The organism is Arthrobacter sp. NPDC057388 (assembly GCF_042668165.1).
Taxonomy (GTDB): Bacteria; Actinomycetota; Actinomycetes; order Actinomycetales; family Micrococcaceae; genus Arthrobacter.
This window is the reverse complement of sequence record NZ_JBHVBL010000006.1, coordinates 46,960-63,329: the sequence shown is the minus strand read 5'-3', so window position 1 is coordinate 63,329 and position 16,370 is coordinate 46,960. Positions and strand designations below refer to the sequence as shown.

The following is a 16,370-nucleotide window of genomic DNA, read 5'->3' as shown; positions in this document are numbered from 1 at the left end:
CACCAGCTTATCTTCCGGGCGGGTTGCGCTTGGACACCGCTCCCCTGCGTTACCGGTAGCGAAAGTTCCGGGACGTCCAGCAGTTGGTGTGCCAGTGGCGCCGCTCAGCCAGTCCCGCGGCAGCTCCGAACAGGTGGTCATCAGCCCAGACCACCAGGTGGGCAATGCCGGGGAGGACAGCTGTTGAGCAGCCTGGGCAGATGTAGGTCTTCTCAGCGTTGCGGGCGGTCATGGTCCGGACCATCCAGTCCCCGTCCGGGGCACTTTCCCGGCGCGCGATTCCCGCGCGGGCCCGCTCCAGGTCCAGTTCCGGCGCGGGTCCCGCGCCGTGCTTCCGCCCGCCCGGGGCGTTTCCGGCCGCACCGCGGCCCGTCTTGGCGCGGCGGGGACGGTTGGAGCGGGGCATGCCTCCATTCTGCCTCAGCCGGGGCCCCGTCCCCTGCAGCGTGACGCAGTGCTAACCGGATGCCGCTTAGAGATGCCGCTTCAGGAAAGACAGGACGGAGAAGGTAGGGTGTAGGGCGTGCGTCTTGTCATAGCCCGTTGCTCCGTTGATTATGTTGGCCGGCTGAAAGCCCATCTCCCCCTCGCCACCCGGCTCCTGCTGGTGAAGGCTGACGGTTCAGTGCTGGTGCACTCCGACGGCGGCTCCTATAAGCCCCTGAACTGGATGAGCCCGCCCGCAGTCCTCCGCGTCACCTCCCCGGAAGAGGCCGATGTCGAGGTGGGCGTCGTGGAGCAGTGGACGGTGCAGTCGGCCAAGACGGACGACAGGCTCATCATCAACATCCATGAGCAGCTTCACGACAGCTCCCACGAGCTGGGACAGGACCCCGGGCTCATCAAGGACGGCGTCGAAGCCGACCTGCAGCGGCTCCTTGCCGACCAGATCGAAACCCTCGGCGAAGGGTTCTCCCTGATCCGGCGGGAGTACTTCACCGCGATCGGGCCCGTCGACATCCTTGCCCGGGACGCCGATGGCGCCACGGTGGCCATCGAACTGAAGCGCCGCGGGGACATTGACGGCGTGGAACAACTGACGCGCTACCTCGAGCTGCTCAACCGCGATCCGCTGCTGGCTCCGGTGCGGGGGATCTTTGCCGCCCAGCAGATCAAGCCGCAGGCGAGGGTGCTTGCCACGGACCGCGGCATCGACTGCGTGACCCTGGATTACGACGCAATGCGCGGCGTTGACGATATCGAATCGCGGCTTTTCTGAGGGCACGGGCCGGTAGCTAAGGGGTGATCAGGCGTTTACTCCGGATTTGCCCAAAATTTGCCGGAATTCGCGTTTTGACCGTTGACCAGACCGTTTGCCCGTGAAATTCTTGTATCAGTCTTTGTGTAGGTGGTTTTCATGCTCGCAAGACATGTTGCGAGCGCGAAGCTCCTGCAACGCAATTTCCGGTTTTCCGGAGTGCAGGCCAGGATTCTTCTCGCGGAGTAACCAAGACCAGTACGAGGTGTGCTGGCCTTAAAAAGTTCCATACTGAGGAGAAATAAATGGCACAGGGAACCGTCAAGTGGTTCAACGCTGAAAAGGGCTTCGGCTTCATCACTCCGGATGACTCCGAGGGCGATGTCTTCGTTCACTACTCCGAGATCCAGACCGGCGGCTTCAAGACCCTCGACGAGAACCAGCGCGTTCAGTTCGAAATCGGCCAGGGCGCCAAAGGCCCCCAGGCCACGGGCGTTACCGTCGTCTAATTAGCCTTAAACTAAATGATCCTCGGCATTCGTGCCGGGGATCATTTTTTTGTCACAAATATTTTCAATTCTTGCAACATTCCGGGATGGACCGGCTCAGCGCCAGGTTCCCACCCCGATGACGGGGCCGGCTTCAAGCCAGGAGGACAGCCCCGTGTAGGCGTCGAACTTCATCGCCAGGAACACGTCCTGGCCCTCATAGCGAAGCTCCACGATCACGACATCGGGCTGCACCTTGACCAGCTCCGCTTCCGTAGGCTGGCGCCGTCCCAGCAGCTCAAGCGAGCTCCGTTTGAAGCGGTGGCGGGGCCTGACGCTCAGAGACAGGAGCTTAAACCACTCAAGCTCATTGTCCTGATAACGACAAACCCCCATCCGCCAGCTCTTTCCAGCCGTACGAATGGAGGCGTCCACCGTGCCCAGGGCGCGCCGCAGGTTAACGCGGCGCACCCCAAAAAGGCACAGCGTAAAAATCAGCAACGCAAACACAGTTGCTATGGCGATGAACGGAAAGGAAGTAACGTCCATCAGGGTTGTGCTATCGGATCCCCGCAGTGGCCGCGTCACCCAGCTGGGCGTTGTCAGCAACGATTACTACACGGTTGTTGTCGACGGAGAAGAAACCGCCGTCGACATCCACGGCAATGCGGTCGCCGGAAACCGGCTCGATCGCCAGCTGACCTTCGGCCAAAATCGCCAGCACGGGCGAGTGGCCGGGCAGGATTCCGATTTCACCATCGCTGGTGCGGGCCTTGACCATCTTGGCCGCCCCGGACCACACGAAGTGGTCCGCTGCGACAATCTCAACCTCAAGCTCAGCCATATTACTTGGTCTGTTCCTGAATCTTGGCCCACTGGCGCTCGACGTCGTCCAGGCCGCCTACGTTGAAGAACGCCTGCTCGGCAACGTGGTCAAGTTCGCCGTCGCAGATGGCCGCGAAGCCTTCCACAGTGTCCTTGATGGAAACGGTGGAGCCCTCCACGCCGGTGAACTGCTTGGCGGTGTAGGTGTTCTGGGACAGGAACTGCTGGATGCGGCGTGCACGCGACACGACGATCTTGTCCTCTTCAGACAGTTCGTCAACGCCGAGGATGGCGATGATGTCCTGGAGTTCCTTGTTCTTCTGCAGGATCTGCTTCACACGGACAGCCGTGTTGTAGTGGTCCTTGCCGATGTACTGCGGGTCCAGGATTCGGGAGGTCGACGTCAGCGGGTCCACAGCCGGGTACAGGCCACGGGAGGCGATTTCACGGGAAAGTTCCGTGGTCGCATCCAGGTGCGCGAAGGTGGTGGCCGGAGCCGGGTCGGTGTAGTCATCTGCGGGGACGTAGATGGCCTGCATCGAGGTGATGGAGTGGCCCTTGGTGGACGTGATGCGCTCCTGCAGGAGGCCCATCTCGTCGGCAAGGTTCGGCTGGTAACCCACGGCGGAAGGCATGCGGCCCAGCAGCGTGGAAACCTCGGAACCTGCCTGGGTGAAGCGGAAGATGTTGTCAATGAAGAGCAGCACGTCCTGGTTCTGAACATCGCGGAAGTACTCCGCCATGGTCAGTGCGGACAAGGCCACGCGCAGACGCGTTCCCGGCGGCTCATCCATCTGGCCGAACACAAGGGCGGTGTCCTTCAGAACGCCGGCCTCTTCCATTTCAACCCAGAGGTCGTTGCCCTCACGGGTACGCTCGCCGACACCGGCGAACACGGAGGTACCACCGAAGTTGCGGGCAACACGGGTGATCATTTCCTGGATCAGAACGGTCTTGCCCACGCCGGCGCCGCCGAACAGGCCGATCTTTCCACCCTTGATGTACGGGGTGAGGAGGTCGATGACCTTGATGCCCGTTTCGAGCATTTCGGTGGAGCCCTCGAGGGACGCGAAGGACGGGGCCTTGCGGTGGATCGGCCAGTGGTCAGCGGCCTGGATCTCGGACTCGTCAACGTCCAGCGGCTTGCCGAGCACGTTGAAGATGTGGCCCTTGACGCCGTCGCCAACAGGCACGGAGATCGGGGCACCGCTGTCCACTACGGACGTGCCGCGGACCAGGCCGTCGGTTGCCTGCAGGGAGATAGCGCGGACGAGGTTGTCACCCAGGTGCTGGGAGGTCTCGAACGTGATGGTCTTGGTCTCACCGTTGAGAGTGATCTCGGTGGTGAGTGCGTTGTAAATCGAGGGGATTGCGTCAGCCGGGAATTCGACGTCGACAACCGGGCCAATGACACGTGCGATACGGCCGGTGGCACCGGCCGTTGCTGCTACGTGTTCGGTAGCGGTGGCAGTCATCTCTCTCACTTCACTCGTAGATGGCGTGGGGTTAAGTTTATCTGGTGGTGCAGGTCTGGCTGGATCCGAGATCCGGCCGGCTAGGACGCGAGTGCGTCGGCGCCGGCAACAATCTCGGAGAGCTCCTGCGTAATCTCTGCCTGGCGGGCGGTGTTGCGCAGACGCGTGTACTTCTTGATGAGCTCCGTGGCGTTGTCGCCGGCGGATTTCATTGCCCGCTGGCGTGCAGCGAGCTCAGAAGCCGCTGCCTGCAGCATGGCCGCGAAGATGCGGGATTCGATGTAGCGCGGCAGCAGCGCGTTAAGCACCTGCTCCGGCTCCGGTTCGAACTCGTAAAGCGGCAACAGCTCCGATTCGGAGGTTGCCTGCTCGTCCACAACTTCGAGGGGAAGAAGCCGGATGACGGTCGGCTCCTGGGTCACCATGGACTTGAAGCGGGTGTACACGACATGGATTTCGTCCACGCCGCCCTCTTCGAAGTCCGTGGCGAAGTCCTCGAGCAGAGCCGCGCCGATTTCCTGTGCGGTGGCGAACTCGGGGGCATCGGTGCTGCCGGTCCAGACACGCCCGTACGGACGGTTCCGGAAATCGAAGTAAGCCTGCGCCTTGCGGCCCACCAGGTACGTCTTGACTTCCTTGCCTTCGGCACGGAGCAGTTCGTTCAGGCCTTCGGCCTGCTTCAGCACACTGGCGGAGTACGAGCCTGCGAGGCCGCGGTCCGACGTGATGACCAGAACAGCGGCGCGGCGGATGCTCGTCGGCTCGGTGGTCAGGGGGTGGTCGATTTCGCTCTGGCTTGCGACGGCAGAAACGGCGCGCGTGATCGCGTTCGCGTAAGGCAGTGAAGCTGCTACGCGTGCGCGGGCCTTGCCGATGCGCGAGGTAGCGATCAGTTCCATCGCCTTGAAGATCTTACGCATCGACGTCGTCGAGCTGATCTTCTGGCGGTAGACCCGGATCTGGGCTCCCATACTTATCCTTTCCTAAGATCCCGATGGCCGGGACTGCCGGACCCCCGAGGGGTTCCGGCAGTCCCTGCCAGCGAAACTAGCGCTTCTGCCTGACGATTTTTTCCTGGTCGACCTGACCCTCCGAGATAGCTTCATGCTCCTCGTGGCCTGCGCCCACCAGATGGTTGTCACCCTCGCCGAAGAAGCCCTTCTTGAAGTCCACGATGGCGGTCTTCAGTGCTTCCACGGTGTCGTCGTCCAGAACGTTGGTCTGTGCCAGCGTCGTGAGGATCGAAGACTTGTGCTTGAGGTGCTCCAGGAATTCGGACTCGAAGCGGCTGATGTCCTCAACCGGAACGTCGTCCAGGTAGCCCTGGGTACCGGCCCAGATGGACACAACCTGGTTCTCGACCGGGAACGGCGAGTACTGGCCCTGCTTGAGCAGTTCCATCAGGCGTGCACCACGGGTCAGCTGCTGGCGGGATGCGGCATCGAGGTCGGATGCGAACATCGCGAATGCCTGCATGTCGCGGTACTGGGCGAGGTCCAGCTTCAAGGTACCGGAGACCTTCTTCATGGACTTCACCTGGGCAGCACCGCCAACGCGGGACACCGAGACACCAACGTCAACAGCGGGACGCTGGTTGGCGTTGAAGAGGTCCGACTGCAGGAAGATCTGGCCATCGGTGATGGAGATCACGTTGGTCGGGATGTAGGCGGAGACGTCGTTTGCCTTGGTTTCGATGAGCGGCAGGCCGGTCATCGAGCCTGCGCCGAGGTCGTCGGAGAGCTTGGCGCAACGCTCCAGCAGGCGGGAGTGCAGGTAGAAGACGTCACCCGGGTAGGCTTCGCGTCCCGGCGGACGGCGGAGCAGCAGAGACACGGCACGGTAGGCTTCGGCCTGCTTGGACAGGTCATCGAACACGATGAGGACGTGCTTGCCGCCGTACATCCAGTGCTGGCCGATGGCCGAACCGGCGTAGGGTGCAAGGTACTTGAAGCCGGCCGGGTCGGAAGCCGGGGAAGCAACGATCGTGGTGTACTCGAGCGCGCCGTTGTCCTCAAGGGTCTGGCGGATGGCTGCGATCGTGGAAGCCTTCTGGCCAATAGCGACGTAAACGCAGCGGACCTGCTTGTTCACGTCACCGGAAGCCCAGTTGTCCTTCTGGTTGATGATCGTGTCGATGGCAATGGCGGACTTGCCGGTCTGGCGGTCACCAATGATCAGCTGGCGCTGGCCGCGGCCGATCGGAATCATGGCGTCGATTGCCTTCAGGCCGGTCTGCATCGGCTCGTGCACAGACTTGCGCTGGGTAACGCCCGGCGCCTGGAGTTCCAGGGCGCGGGTGGTCTCGGCCTTGATCTCGCCGAGGTCGTCGATCGGCACACCCAGGGGGTCCACCACGCGGCCGAGGAAGGCGTCGCCAACCGGCACGGACAGAACCTGTCCGGTGCGGTGCACTTCCTGGCCCTCTTCGATGCCGTTGAAGTCACCGAGGATGATGACACCGATTTCGCGCACGTCGAGGTTCTGGGCCAGGCCCAGGGTGCCGTCTTCGAAGCGAAGCAGCTCGTTCGCCATGACCGAGGGAAGGCCCTCAACACGGGCGATGCCGTCGCTAGCGGTGGTCACACGGCCGACCTCTACGCGCTCTGCGTTTCCGGGTTCGTAGGACGCCGCGAATTCGTTCAACGCATTACGGACGTCGTCGGCGTTGATGGTCAATTCGGCCATCTGCAGTCCCTGCTCTCCTGTATTCGTGATCATCGTTGCTCACGATGACCGGGGTTTCTATCAGTTGTGTTGTGCTTGTCCGGCTAGCCGGCCAGCTGGCGCTGGAGGTCGTTCAGGCGGGTGATGACCGAAGCGTCGAGCACTTCGTCCCCCACCTGCACCCGGATGCCGCCGATCAGCGTGGGGTCAACCTTGAAGTTGACCTTCAGTTCGCGTCCGTAGAGGGAGTTCAGGCCCTGCTGCAAACGGCTTGCCTGCGTCTCCGTCAGGGGACGCGTAACGCTGACCGTCGCAATCCAGCGCTGCTGGCGCTTGGCGGCGAGCTCGGCGAAACGGCTCACGAGCCTGGTTGCCTTGATGCCACGGGGCTGCGTGACTGCCTGTCCGATCAGGACCTTGGCTTCCTCACTTGCGGAAGGAACCAGCCGTTCGGCCAGGGCAGTCTTTGCTGCGGCGCTGGCCTGCGGTTCAGACAGGGCGCGCTGCACATCGTGGTTGGCAGCCACAGCCTGGTTGAAGGAGAACAGATCGTTCTCCAGCGCTTCCAGGCCGGTGATTCCGGAGGCAGAAACGGCCGACTTGTTTTCGGCAACGGCGATGACCACCGTTGCGGCAAGCGTCTCGAGTGCATCGCCGATGTCTCGCGCCGATGCCCAGCGTGAGCTGGCCAGACCGGCTGCGATGTCCACGGCTTCAGCGGAAGCTTTTCCGCTGAAGAGCCGCTTGATCAACGCCGACTTTTCCTCGCCGCTGCGGGAGGGGTCAGTCAGGGCGCGGCGCAAGCCAGCCGAGCTGTCTACCGCTCCCAGGATCCCGAAAAGTTCCTTTGCCAACTGCAGCGATGCAAACGGAAGCTTTGGCTCCAGCTCGGTCAGCGCCTTGGTCAGCGATTCGCTCGATACACCTGCCATTACTTAGCTACACCTGCGTTCTGGGTCTCCAGATCGGCCAGGAAGCGGTCAACAACGCGTGCAGCGCGTGCGTCGTCCTCGAGGGTTTCCCCAACGATGCGGCCCGCAAGCGTGGTGGCAAGGGTGCCCACCTCCGAACGCAGCGACACAACGGCCGCCTGGCGCTCGGACTCGATCTGCGCGTGTGCCTGAGCGGTGATGCGCGCAGACTCGGCTGCAGCCTTTTCCTTCAGCTCCGCCAGGATCTGGGCGCCTTCGGCACGCGCTTCCTCACGGATACGGTTGGCCTCAGCACGGGCATCAGTGAGCTGCTGCTTGTACTCTTCGAGTGCGGCAGAAGCTTCAGCCTGAGCCTTCTCAGCCTTGGCGATGCCGCCCTCGATGGCCTCAGCACGCTCCGCGAACGTCTTCTCGAACATCGGGACAACGAACTTGACCACGATGAAAAAGAGGACAGCAAAGCCGGCGAGGACGACGCCCATTTCCCAAAGATTGGGAACGAGCGGGTTAGCCGCCTCGGCGCCTTCAGTGGCGGCTGAGATGATCTGCTGATTCATTTTTCACCCGTCCTTATCTACTCGGTTCTGAAATGTTCGCTTGGTTCTGAAGGTTTACTTGAGAACGAAAGCGAAGACCAGGCCCAGGATGGCGAGGGCTTCAGTCAGCGCAAGGCCGAGGAATGCGATCGGCTGCAGGACGCGCTGGGCTTCCGGCTGACGGGCCACGCCGTTGATGTAGGCAGCGAACACGAGACCCACACCGATACCACCGCCGATGGCCGAGAGGCCGTAGCCGATGAGGTTGAGGGAGCCGTTGATGGAGCCTTCCATTTTTCTTCCTTTCAAGATGCCATGTATATGGCAGGTTGTTTGGGTTGCTTCATCCCCGCGAGGGGAAGTCTGAGGTGCCTAGTGGCTGTCGGCGTGGAGTGCGCCTTCGATGTAGATCGCGGTCAGCAGCGTGAACACGTAAGCCTGCAGCGCCATGATCAGGGCTTCGAGCATGTACATGGCAATCGCACCGGCGAGAACCAGCACAGAGGTGCCCTTGAGGAGGACGTTCTCCTGCATGACGAGGTATTCGATGCCGGAACCGGCGATCATGACGATCAGGTGGCCGGCCAGCATGGTGGCGAAGAGACGCAGGCTGTGCGTGACCGGGCGGACCAGGAAGTTGGAGATGATCTCGATCGGAATGACGATCGGGAGGATGTAGACCGGGACACCGGAGGGAACGGTGGCGAGCTTGAAGTAGCGCAGGCCGTTCTTCTTGATGCCGATTGCGATCCAGGTGATGTACACGATTGCTGCCAGCACGTAAGCGCCGCCAACGTGCGAGAAGCTCGGAAGCTGGATCAGCGGGATCGCGCCGTAGATGTTGTTCACCAGGATGAAGAAGAACAGGCTGAACAGCAGCGGGACATACTTGATGAAGTCCCTGCCGCCGATGATGTCCTTCGCAATGCTGTTACGGACGAAGCCGTAGGCGGCTTCACCTGCGAACTGCAGCTTGCCGGGAACGAGCTGCTGCTTCCGCGCAGCGAGCACAAAGAATGTGGCGATAATGACGACGGACAGGATAACCAGCAGCATCTGCTTGGAGAATCCGTCTGCCGCACCCCACGGCAGGATTGCCGGCAGGTGCATTTCTTCAATTCCGGGAGGAGTGAACTCTCCTGAATTTTGGGCCGGGAGCGCAAGCGCGATCAACGCGTTTCCTCTCTGCAGTGTCCATCGTTGGGCGTTGGTCGGGTTCCGGCGCGCGTCATGCTTGCCCTCCCCCTCGTGAAATTATTTGGCATTACTGTTCCCGTCCTCGGACGGGCCGCTGGCTGCACCGTTCCCGCCAGTTGGTTTCCTTGAACTGGTGAGGCCGTGCATATGGGACAGATAGAACCCTCCCGCAGCTCCAAGCAGAGCGCCTGCGAGCACAATCCAGCGGGTTCCCCACAGATAATCCAGTCCCCACCCTATCAAACTCCAGACGATGATTCCGCCAATTATGTAGCTAAAGACGGCCATTCCAGCGTTGTAACCGCCGTCGGAATTCTGGCCGGGTACAGCGGCGGGACCGGGCGTCGGTTCGGGCATCCCGGGCTCATTTTTTTCGGGGTCATTGCGCCTAGCCATTGGTGTTGCCCTCGTCCGTCTTGGGGTCGTTGAAGATCTGCAGGCGGGCCTTGCTGAAGCCGTAGATCTCGGCCGCCTGCCATGTGACCACGGCTACGACGGCACCGATGACGAACCACCGGCCGTGCAGCCAGGCTGGAGCGCCGAGTGCGAAAAGCACCACGGCGAAGCCGATGACTTTGACGAAGTAAGTCGCCACGAACAGGCCGACGGCACCGGAGGGGTTGTTGCGCCCCACGAAGTGTCCGATCAGCAGGCTGATCGCGAAGAACACGATTACCAGCAGGCCACCGAGGCTGCTGGACACGGTTCCGGTCCAGCCGTTTAGCAGGGCAGCCACTATGCCGGTGATAACCAGGGCACCGCCGGCGACGGCGGAACTGAGCCCCAGCAGACCGAGCCAGAGGGACCGCGTGGGTCCGGAGACGCCAACGGATCCTTTGCCGGACGCAGGTCCGGGGTCGGCGCTGGAGGTCATGCGAACCCAATCTTCGGGGCAGGGTGGAGTGGTGCAGGAAAGGACTGCACTTGAATTCTACACGAGATAGAAATTTTCCGAAAAGCGCTTACTGCTCTGTTGCCTGCCGCGCTCCGGCGCTCTCCCCGCGCCGGCTCAGGTAGGGCCACGCCGTGACCAGTCCCATGATCAGCGTGGCGGCGATCATCAGCGCCAGCACGACCTGCCAGGGGTAGACGGCAAAAGCCAGTCCGCCAAAGGACAGCACGGCCGCCCACAAATAGAGCAGCATGACCGCTGTGCGGTGGGAGTATCCGATGTCCATGAGCTTGTGGTGCAGGTGCCCCCGGTCCGCGGACCACGGTGAACGGCCGACGGCGGTGCGCCGCACCACCGCGAGGCACAGGTCCAGGAGCGGCAGGAACAGCACGGCAAACGGCAGCAGGATGGGGACGATCGTGGGGATACCGTTGACCCGGTCGTACAGCCCGGAAGTGATCTGCCCCGTGGAGACCACGCCTGCCGATGCCATCAGAAGCCCTATGAGCATGGCACCCGAATCACCCATGAAGATTTTTGAGGGAAACCAGTTGTGGGGCAGGAACCCCAGGCAGCTGCCGACGAGGACCGCCGTCAGCAGCGTGGCGAGATCGGAGCGGTCCAGGATGGGCGCGTTCCGGTGGACCCAGTAGGCGGTAAGGAAGAACGCGGACCCGCCGATGATGGCCACCCCGGCGGCCAGCCCGTCCAGTCCATCGATGAAGTTGAACGCGTTCATCGTGACCACAATGAGACCGGTGGTGAGGATGATGTTGACCGGGTCCGATTCGAACCGGATGGGCTCCGGAACGAACGGGATGATGGTCATGCGCACACCCCAGACGGCCACCACAAACGCTGCAAAAGTCTGCCCGATCAGCTTGATCCACCAGCGAAGGTCCAGGAGGTCGTCCGCCACTCCCACCAGCACGATGATCGCGGCTCCCGCCAGCACACCCCACGGAGCACCGTTGTTCCGGAAGATGTCTTTGACGAAGAAGGACTGGCTGGCCACTGACAGGGCTACCAGGACGCCGGCGAAGATACCCAGCCCGCCGAGCCGCGAGACCGGGCTGGAATGCATGTCGCGGCTGCGGATCGGGGCGAACAGTTCAAGGCGGTTGCCGATCATGCGTGCACCCCACGTTGCCCCGTAGGAGACGATCGCCGCTGTCAGCATCATGGACATGTACATGATCATGGCGCGGCCGCCATTCCTGCTGCACTGCGCCGGCCGCCGGCGCGCTGCCCGAGGCCGTGCTGCAGGTTATATGGAGTCGGATTCGGGATCAGGCCGGGCGGACCATGCGGGCTCGTTAGGTGTGGATCTGACGTGCAATAAATGAAACTTCTCCGTCGCCATGCGCACAGACAGGCAGTGCATAGTGCCTGACGGGGCTGTATTACAGTGGACTCTAGTCAAGATACTAACGCCAACGGGTACATCGCTTCGCGTCACACGGCCTCACGCCGGCGGGAAACTTGCCGACGGCTGTGCTGAAAGGATCCCCGTCATGCCAGTGTCGGTCGCAGTTGCCGCAGTGACGTTTGACCGCCCCCGGGAGCTGGCCGTCCTGCTGAAGGCCATCAATGGCCAGACGGCTCCCGTATCCACGATCTGCCTCGTTGACAGCGGCACGGTACCCGCAAAAGACGTGGCGGCAGAGCATCCGAATGTGGACTACGTCCGCTCCGAAGCCAACTTGGGTGGCGCCGGCGGCTTCTCGCTGGCAGCGCTTAAGGCCGTTGCCAGCGGTGCAGACTGGGTCTGGATGATGGACGACGACGCCGAGCCTGCGGACGCCGGGTGCCTCGCCACGCTGATCCGGGAAGCGGAGGCACGGGACCTTGAGGCTGTGGTGCCGCTGGTGGTGGCGCCGGGCCACCCCGACCGGCTTTCCTTTTTCTTCCGCCTGGACGGCAAGGTCACCCATGACCGGGCTGCGCTGGAAAAGGTCGGCTTCCTCCCCAACGACGGCCATTTTTTCAATGGCGCGCTCATCCGGTCAGACGTCTTCTTTAAGGTGGGACTGCCGGACATGCGCCTTTTCATCCGCGGGGACGAGGTGGACTTCACTATCCGGCTGCGCAAGGCGGGGATCCGGTTCGGCACGGTGACCACGGCCGCGATCACGCATCCGCACGCGTTTGCTGAAACGAAGCACGTGTTCGGAGCGCGTTGGCACGTCATCGTCCCGGAGAGCGCATTCAAACGCTATTACTACTACCGCAACCGCGGATATCTGATCCGCCGCCACTTCCGCATCAAGTCCCTGGTGGCCGATGTGGGCGGCTATCTCGGCTATTTCCTCCGCAGGGGCGACCTGCGCGGGCTGGCGGACTGGTTCCGGGCCTTCTCCACCGGGCTGCGCGGCAAGGGGTTTGCGCCCCTGAAGGACCAGAAGTTCTAGCAGCAGTGCCCTGGCTTCGGGCAGCAGGACCGGAAGTTCCGGAAAACCTGTCAGTCCTGCCCGCGCAGCCGGCGCCGCAGTAGAAGGGCCAGCAGGACCCAGGGTTCGCCAAACACGCGGTATGCCACGCGGCGCGGATGCAGCAGCAGCCGCCAGGCCCATTCCAGCCCCAGCCGCCCGAGCCAGCGGGGAGCCAGCTTCTGGATGCCGGCAATCTGTTCGATCGCTCCCCCGACGGCGCAGTAGACGGCGGGCGGGAGCGACGGCAGGCGGCGCCACAGCACCTCTTCCTGCAGCGGCATTCCAAGACCCACCAGCACAAGTTGTGGCTGGAGTTCCGCAAGCCAGGCGGCGGCCTTTTCCTCCAGCTCGGCGTTCCAGCCTTCGCCGGGCATCCCGGAGACAGTGGCATGCGGGACGATGCCCTGCAGCCGGGCAACGGCTTTGGCGTTGGCGGCCTCCCCGGCGCCAACAACTGCAATTCGGTGGAGGCCGTCCAGTTGGCCAAGCGCGGGTATCCAGTCCGTCGACCCAAGCCGGTAGTCCATGACAGGCTTTGACTCCGGGTCCGTCTTCCCCGGGTCGGACTGTTGTCTGCCCCTCCCCCACAGCCACAGGACCGGCGCGCCGTCCAGAAGGACAACGTCGCTGTTCTCGTAGAACTTCCTGAACTGTGGCTTGGAATGGAACAGCGTCACACTGTGGAGATTGTGGCCGACGACGGTCCGGGAACTGCCGTCAGCCAGGAAACCATTGAGAACCGCGGTGAGTCCTTCAACATCCAGCGGCGTCGCATCGACGCCCAGGACAGGGATCGGTTGCCTCTGCAGCGTCATTCGGCGCTTGCGGGCTCTTCGCCGGCCTCGGACTGCTCAGCGTCGTCCGGAGCGTTGCCGTTGATGTCCAGCACTCCGGGAACCACTTCGCGCAGCCGCTCAAGGCTGATCGCGCCCTCCCGGACCACGCGCAGCGGCAGCGAGGTGGCATCCACTATCGTGGACGGCGTGGCGTCGGTGCCCTCAACCGGCCGGAAGCCGCCTTCCAGGTAGACCTCAACGGACTCTGCGAGCTGGGAACGGGCTTCAAAGGCCGTCTGTGCCGGTGCCTGGCCGGTCCGGTTGGCCGAGGACACGGCAAGAGGACCGGTGACGGTCAGCAGGTCAATGGCCACCTCATCGTCGGGGATGCGAAGTGCGACGGTCCCCTTGGTCTCACCCAGGTCCCAGTCGAGGGACGGCTGGGCATGGAAGATCAGGGTCAGACCGCCGGGCCAGAACGCCTCGGCCAGCTGGCGCGCGTCCGGATACACATCGGTGGCGAGGCCGTCGAGCGCATTCAGGCGCGGAATCAGGACGGGCGGCGGCATGTTCCGGCCGCGGCCCTTGGAGACCAGCAGCATGGTGACGGCCTGCGGGGAAAAGGCGTCGGCTGCGATTCCGTAGACGGTGTCCGTGGGAAGGACAACGCACTTTTTCTCAAGGATCGCCCGGCGTGCGTGCGCAATACCGGCGGTCCGCTCGTCGTCGGCCGTGCAGTTGTACGTAGTGGTCACTGCCTCATTCTTTCATTACTCCGCGGGCGGGACAGCAAGGACGGCGCTGGTGGCGCGTTCCTTGCCGTTCAGGTCAAAGTGCGTGGTGACGTCGGCCCACAGTCCGGTCCGCTTCAGCATGGCGGCTATCCAGCCGGCCTGGACTTCAGCGTGTTCCATCACGAAGTAGCCGCCGGGCACCAGCAGCCGGGACGCCGAGGCGGCGGCCGCCGTCGGCAGTTCCATGCCGTCCGCTCCCCCGCCGTAGAGCGCTTCCGGCGGGTCGTGGAGCGCCACTTCGGGTTCGTTGGGGATGGCCTCTGCCGGAATGTAGGGCGGGTTGGAAACCACGACGTCGAACGTTCCGTTGTGTTCCGGCAGCGCGTTCCGCAGGTCCCCCAGCAGCAGGGTGACACCCAGCGGGCGGAGGTTCTTGGCTGCCCAGGCGTGCGCGAATTCGCTGAACTCCACCGCGAAGACTTCGGCCTCGGGCACCTCGTGCGCGATTGAGCCGGCGATGGCGCCGGAGCCGGTGCCCAGGTCCACCACCTTCGGGCGGAGCACGCCGGCGCGTTCCAGCACGCGCAGCCTGTCAATCACCAGCTGCACGACGGATTCGGTCTCGGGGCGGGGGATGAAGACACCGGGGCCCACCGCGAGCTGGAGGTAGCGGAAGTGCGCAACACCGGTAATGTGCTGGAGTGGAACCCGGGTGGCGCGCTCGGCAACGAGTTCGGCGTAGCCGGCCGGGGCGGGCGCATCGCCCAACATCATAGCCCGCAGCCGCCCCAGCCCTACACCCAGCAGATGGTCCGCGAGGAGCTCGGCGTCCACCCGGGGACTGGGGACGCCGGCCTCGGTGAGGCGTTCCGTTGCCTCACGGACCGCAGCCGCCAGGGACTGGGCGGCCGGCCTGTTCGCCGGCGGCTCCGGAGTGTGCTCGGACGTCATGTTATCCGGGAACCCCTAGTCGCCGATGGCGTCCAGCCGCGCCTGCTCGTCCATCTCGATGGCGGACTGGATGACCGGTTCGAGGTCGCCGTTCATGACCTGGTCAAGGTTGTACGCCTTGTACCCCGTGCGGTGGTCCGCGATGCGGTTTTCCGGGTAGTTGTAGGTCCGGATGCGCTCAGAGCGGTCCATGGTGCGGATCTGGGACTTGCGCTGCTCGGAGTTGGCGGCGTCGATCTGCTCCTGCTGGTGGGCCAGGATCCGGGCGCGGAGGACGCGCATGCCCGCTTCACGGTTCTGCAGCTGGGACTTCTCGTTCTGCATGGCCACGACGATGCCGGTGGGGAGGTGCGTGATGCGGACCGCGGAGTCGGTGGTGTTGACCGACTGTCCGCCGGGACCGGACGAGCGGTATACGTCGATCTTGAGGTCATTCTGATTGATTTCGAGCTCTTCGGGCTCATCCACCTCGGGCAGCACCAGGACGCCGGCGGCCGACGTGTGGATCCGGCCCTGTGATTCGGTCACCGGGACACGCTGGACACGGTGCACACCGCCTTCGAACTTGAGCCGCGCGTACACGCCTTCGGCAGGGTCGTTGGAGCTGCCCTTGACCGCCACCTGGACGTCCTTGAAACCACCGAGATCGGATTCGGTGGCCGAGATGATCTCGGTCTTCCAGCCGCGGGACTCCGCATAGCGGGTGTACATGCGCAGCAGATCGCCGGCGAACAGGGCAGCCTCGTCGCCGCCTTCGCCGCCCTTGACCTCAAGGATCACGTTGCGTGCGTCGTCCGGGTCGCGCGGAATCAGCAGCCGGCGCAGCCGCGCCGCCGCAGTCTCCAGGGCCTCTTCCAGTTCAGGTACCTCGGCAGCGAACTCGGGGTCCTCGGCAGCCATCTCCTTGGCAGCCGCGAGGTCATCCCGCAGGCCTTCCCACTTGTGGTAGGCGTCCACAATGCCATTCAGCTGCGCAGACCGCCGCCCCAGCTTCCGTGCCAGCTTCTGGTCAGCATAAACAGCCGGATCCCCCAACTGCGCCTGGATGGAATCATGCTCATCCAACAGGCCCTGTACGGACTCAAACATTTTCAAACCTCTTTCGACTTGTAACCAAGTCTAGTTAATGCGAAGCGCGGTCACTTACAGCCCGATGTCGGGGCTCTGAAGGGCCCATCCGATCCTGCGGTGCTCGGGCTAAGGATTCCGGTTAAACCAAAAACCGCTCAAAATATGCCGGCCCGGGAGTGGCTTCGGGCCTGCCGGAGCC

At 63.3% G+C, this 16,370-nt stretch carries 20 protein-coding genes; 3 read left to right on the top strand and 17 right to left on the bottom strand.

The genetic code is table 11. The features are described 5' to 3' along the window. Nucleotides 1-49: 49 nt before the first annotated feature. Nucleotides 50-406 (bottom strand): ATP/GTP-binding protein, encoded by a 357-nt coding sequence (locus ACFUTU_RS04760; protein WP_377961267.1) that lies wholly within the window; start codon nt 404-406, stop codon nt 50-52. 117 nt (nt 407-523) lie between these two features. On the opposite strand from ACFUTU_RS04760, the gene nucS reads away from it, so the two are divergent. Next, nucleotides 524-1,219, top strand: a complete 696-nt coding sequence (nucS, locus tag ACFUTU_RS04755) for an endonuclease NucS (RefSeq protein WP_377961264.1) — start codon at nt 524-526, stop codon at nt 1,217-1,219. A 284-nt stretch (nt 1,220-1,503) separates the two neighbouring features. Then, complete coding sequence (locus ACFUTU_RS04750; RefSeq protein WP_056738186.1) at nt 1,504-1,707, top strand: cold-shock protein; 204 nt, start codon at nt 1,504-1,506, stop codon at nt 1,705-1,707. A gap of 96 nt (nt 1,708-1,803) precedes the next feature. Here the strand turns inward: ACFUTU_RS04750 and ACFUTU_RS04745 are convergent, their stop codons facing one another. From ACFUTU_RS04745 to ACFUTU_RS04690, 12 genes are all read right to left on the bottom strand, one after another. Continuing rightward, a complete protein-coding gene (locus ACFUTU_RS04745) occupies nt 1,804-2,235 on the bottom strand; it encodes a DUF2550 domain-containing protein (protein WP_377961262.1) in 432 nt (143 codons plus the stop codon). Between the two features lie 10 nt (nt 2,236-2,245). Next, the gene (locus ACFUTU_RS04740) at nt 2,246-2,530 is read right to left on the bottom strand and encodes a F0F1 ATP synthase subunit epsilon (protein ID WP_306924356.1); all 285 of its coding nucleotides are present in this window, start codon (nt 2,528-2,530) and stop codon (nt 2,246-2,248) included. Nucleotide 2,531: 1 nt separating this feature from the next. Beyond that, the gene (gene atpD / locus ACFUTU_RS04735) at nt 2,532-3,986 is read right to left on the bottom strand and encodes a F0F1 ATP synthase subunit beta (protein WP_377961260.1); all 1,455 of its coding nucleotides are present in this window, start codon (nt 3,984-3,986) and stop codon (nt 2,532-2,534) included. Nucleotides 3,987-4,066: 80 nt separating this feature from the next. Beyond that, entirely contained in the window at nt 4,067-4,957 is an 891-nt protein-coding gene (locus ACFUTU_RS04730) for a F0F1 ATP synthase subunit gamma (protein ID WP_377961258.1), read from the bottom strand. A 76-nt stretch (nt 4,958-5,033) separates the two neighbouring features. Further along, entirely contained in the window at nt 5,034-6,671 is a 1,638-nt protein-coding gene (gene atpA / locus ACFUTU_RS04725; RefSeq protein ID WP_377961255.1) for a F0F1 ATP synthase subunit alpha, read from the bottom strand. Nucleotides 6,672-6,754: 83 nt separating this feature from the next. Continuing rightward, on the bottom strand, nt 6,755-7,582 hold the full coding sequence (locus ACFUTU_RS04720) for a F0F1 ATP synthase subunit delta (RefSeq protein WP_377961253.1): 828 nt from the start codon (nt 7,580-7,582) through the stop codon (nt 6,755-6,757). Then, nucleotides 7,582-8,139 carry a F0F1 ATP synthase subunit B gene (locus ACFUTU_RS04715; RefSeq protein ID WP_377961250.1) on the bottom strand — a complete coding sequence of 186 codons (558 nt, stop codon included), beginning with the start codon at nt 8,137-8,139 and terminating at the stop codon, nt 7,582-7,584. Before ACFUTU_RS04715 ends, ACFUTU_RS04720 begins: the two co-directional genes overlap by 1 nt. A gap of 54 nt (nt 8,140-8,193) precedes the next feature. Then, entirely contained in the window at nt 8,194-8,412 is a 219-nt protein-coding gene (gene atpE, locus ACFUTU_RS04710; protein WP_003804776.1) for an ATP synthase F0 subunit C, read from the bottom strand. Between the two features lie 78 nt (nt 8,413-8,490). Then, a complete protein-coding gene (atpB, locus tag ACFUTU_RS04705; RefSeq protein WP_377961247.1) occupies nt 8,491-9,291 on the bottom strand; it encodes a F0F1 ATP synthase subunit A in 801 nt (266 codons plus the stop codon). A gap of 81 nt (nt 9,292-9,372) precedes the next feature. Then, nucleotides 9,373-9,672, bottom strand: a complete 300-nt coding sequence (locus ACFUTU_RS04700; protein WP_377961244.1) for a hypothetical protein — start codon at nt 9,670-9,672, stop codon at nt 9,373-9,375. Between the two features lie 31 nt (nt 9,673-9,703). Further along, entirely contained in the window at nt 9,704-10,189 is a 486-nt protein-coding gene (locus tag ACFUTU_RS04695; protein WP_377961241.1) for a hypothetical protein, read from the bottom strand. A gap of 88 nt (nt 10,190-10,277) precedes the next feature. After that, the gene (locus ACFUTU_RS04690) at nt 10,278-11,408 is read right to left on the bottom strand and encodes an MraY family glycosyltransferase (protein ID WP_377961239.1); all 1,131 of its coding nucleotides are present in this window, start codon (nt 11,406-11,408) and stop codon (nt 10,278-10,280) included. 313 nt (nt 11,409-11,721) lie between these two features. Between ACFUTU_RS04690 and ACFUTU_RS04685 the strand changes: the two genes are divergently transcribed. After that, the gene (locus ACFUTU_RS04685) at nt 11,722-12,618 is read left to right on the top strand and encodes a glycosyltransferase (protein ID WP_377961236.1); all 897 of its coding nucleotides are present in this window, start codon (nt 11,722-11,724) and stop codon (nt 12,616-12,618) included. Nucleotides 12,619-12,668: 50 nt separating this feature from the next. Here ACFUTU_RS04685 and ACFUTU_RS04680 read toward each other — a convergent pair whose 3' ends face one another. From ACFUTU_RS04680 to prfA, 4 genes are read right to left on the bottom strand one after another with little or no spacing between them, the layout of a single operon-like run. Continuing rightward, nucleotides 12,669-13,454: a WecB/TagA/CpsF family glycosyltransferase gene (locus ACFUTU_RS04680; RefSeq protein ID WP_377961234.1), complete on the bottom strand. Its 786-nt coding sequence runs from the start codon at nt 13,452-13,454 to the stop codon at nt 12,669-12,671. Then, on the bottom strand, nt 13,451-14,170 hold the full coding sequence (locus ACFUTU_RS04675; protein WP_377961231.1) for an L-threonylcarbamoyladenylate synthase: 720 nt from the start codon (nt 14,168-14,170) through the stop codon (nt 13,451-13,453). The genes ACFUTU_RS04680 and ACFUTU_RS04675 overlap by 4 nt, the downstream gene beginning before the upstream one ends. Before the next feature lie 15 nt (nt 14,171-14,185). Then, the gene (gene prmC, locus ACFUTU_RS04670) at nt 14,186-15,100 is read right to left on the bottom strand and encodes a peptide chain release factor N(5)-glutamine methyltransferase (RefSeq protein ID WP_377961228.1); all 915 of its coding nucleotides are present in this window, start codon (nt 15,098-15,100) and stop codon (nt 14,186-14,188) included. Nucleotides 15,101-15,115: 15 nt separating this feature from the next. Continuing rightward, nucleotides 15,116-16,189, bottom strand: a complete 1,074-nt coding sequence (gene prfA, locus ACFUTU_RS04665; protein ID WP_377961225.1) for a peptide chain release factor 1 — start codon at nt 16,187-16,189, stop codon at nt 15,116-15,118. Nucleotides 16,190-16,370: the final 181 nt, after the last annotated feature.

Bases quoted from the DNA above. Each gene is read 5' to 3' on its own strand.
- ACFUTU_RS04760 (WP_377961267.1), bottom strand. From the start codon at position 406: ATGCCCCGCTCCAACCGTCCCCGCCGCGCCAAGACGGGCCGCGGTGCG.
- ACFUTU_RS04750 (WP_056738186.1), top strand. From the start codon at position 1,504: ATGGCACAGGGAACCGTCAAGTGGTTCAACGCTGAAAAGGGCTTCGGC.
- ACFUTU_RS04745 (WP_377961262.1), bottom strand. From the start codon at position 2,235: ATGGACGTTACTTCCTTTCCGTTCATCGCCATAGCAACTGTGTTTGCG.
- ACFUTU_RS04740 (WP_306924356.1), bottom strand. From the start codon at position 2,530: ATGGCTGAGCTTGAGGTTGAGATTGTCGCAGCGGACCACTTCGTGTGG.
- atpD (WP_377961260.1), bottom strand. From the start codon at position 3,986: ATGACTGCCACCGCTACCGAACACGTAGCAGCAACGGCCGGTGCCACC.
- ACFUTU_RS04730 (WP_377961258.1), bottom strand. From the start codon at position 4,957: ATGGGAGCCCAGATCCGGGTCTACCGCCAGAAGATCAGCTCGACGACG.
- atpA (WP_377961255.1), bottom strand. From the start codon at position 6,671: ATGGCCGAATTGACCATCAACGCCGACGACGTCCGTAATGCGTTGAAC.
- ACFUTU_RS04720 (WP_377961253.1), bottom strand. From the start codon at position 7,582: ATGGCAGGTGTATCGAGCGAATCGCTGACCAAGGCGCTGACCGAGCTG.
- ACFUTU_RS04715 (WP_377961250.1), bottom strand. From the start codon at position 8,139: ATGAATCAGCAGATCATCTCAGCCGCCACTGAAGGCGCCGAGGCGGCT.
- atpE (WP_003804776.1), bottom strand. From the start codon at position 8,412: ATGGAAGGCTCCATCAACGGCTCCCTCAACCTCATCGGCTACGGCCTC.
- ACFUTU_RS04700 (WP_377961244.1), bottom strand. From the start codon at position 9,672: ATGCCCGAACCGACGCCCGGTCCCGCCGCTGTACCCGGCCAGAATTCC.
- ACFUTU_RS04695 (WP_377961241.1), bottom strand. From the start codon at position 10,189: ATGACCTCCAGCGCCGACCCCGGACCTGCGTCCGGCAAAGGATCCGTT.
- ACFUTU_RS04690 (WP_377961239.1), bottom strand. From the start codon at position 11,408: ATGATCATGTACATGTCCATGATGCTGACAGCGGCGATCGTCTCCTAC.
- ACFUTU_RS04685 (WP_377961236.1), top strand. From the start codon at position 11,722: ATGCCAGTGTCGGTCGCAGTTGCCGCAGTGACGTTTGACCGCCCCCGG.
- ACFUTU_RS04680 (WP_377961234.1), bottom strand. From the start codon at position 13,454: ATGACGCTGCAGAGGCAACCGATCCCTGTCCTGGGCGTCGATGCGACG.
- prmC (WP_377961228.1), bottom strand. From the start codon at position 15,100: ATGACGTCCGAGCACACTCCGGAGCCGCCGGCGAACAGGCCGGCCGCC.
- prfA (WP_377961225.1), bottom strand. From the start codon at position 16,189: ATGTTTGAGTCCGTACAGGGCCTGTTGGATGAGCATGATTCCATCCAG.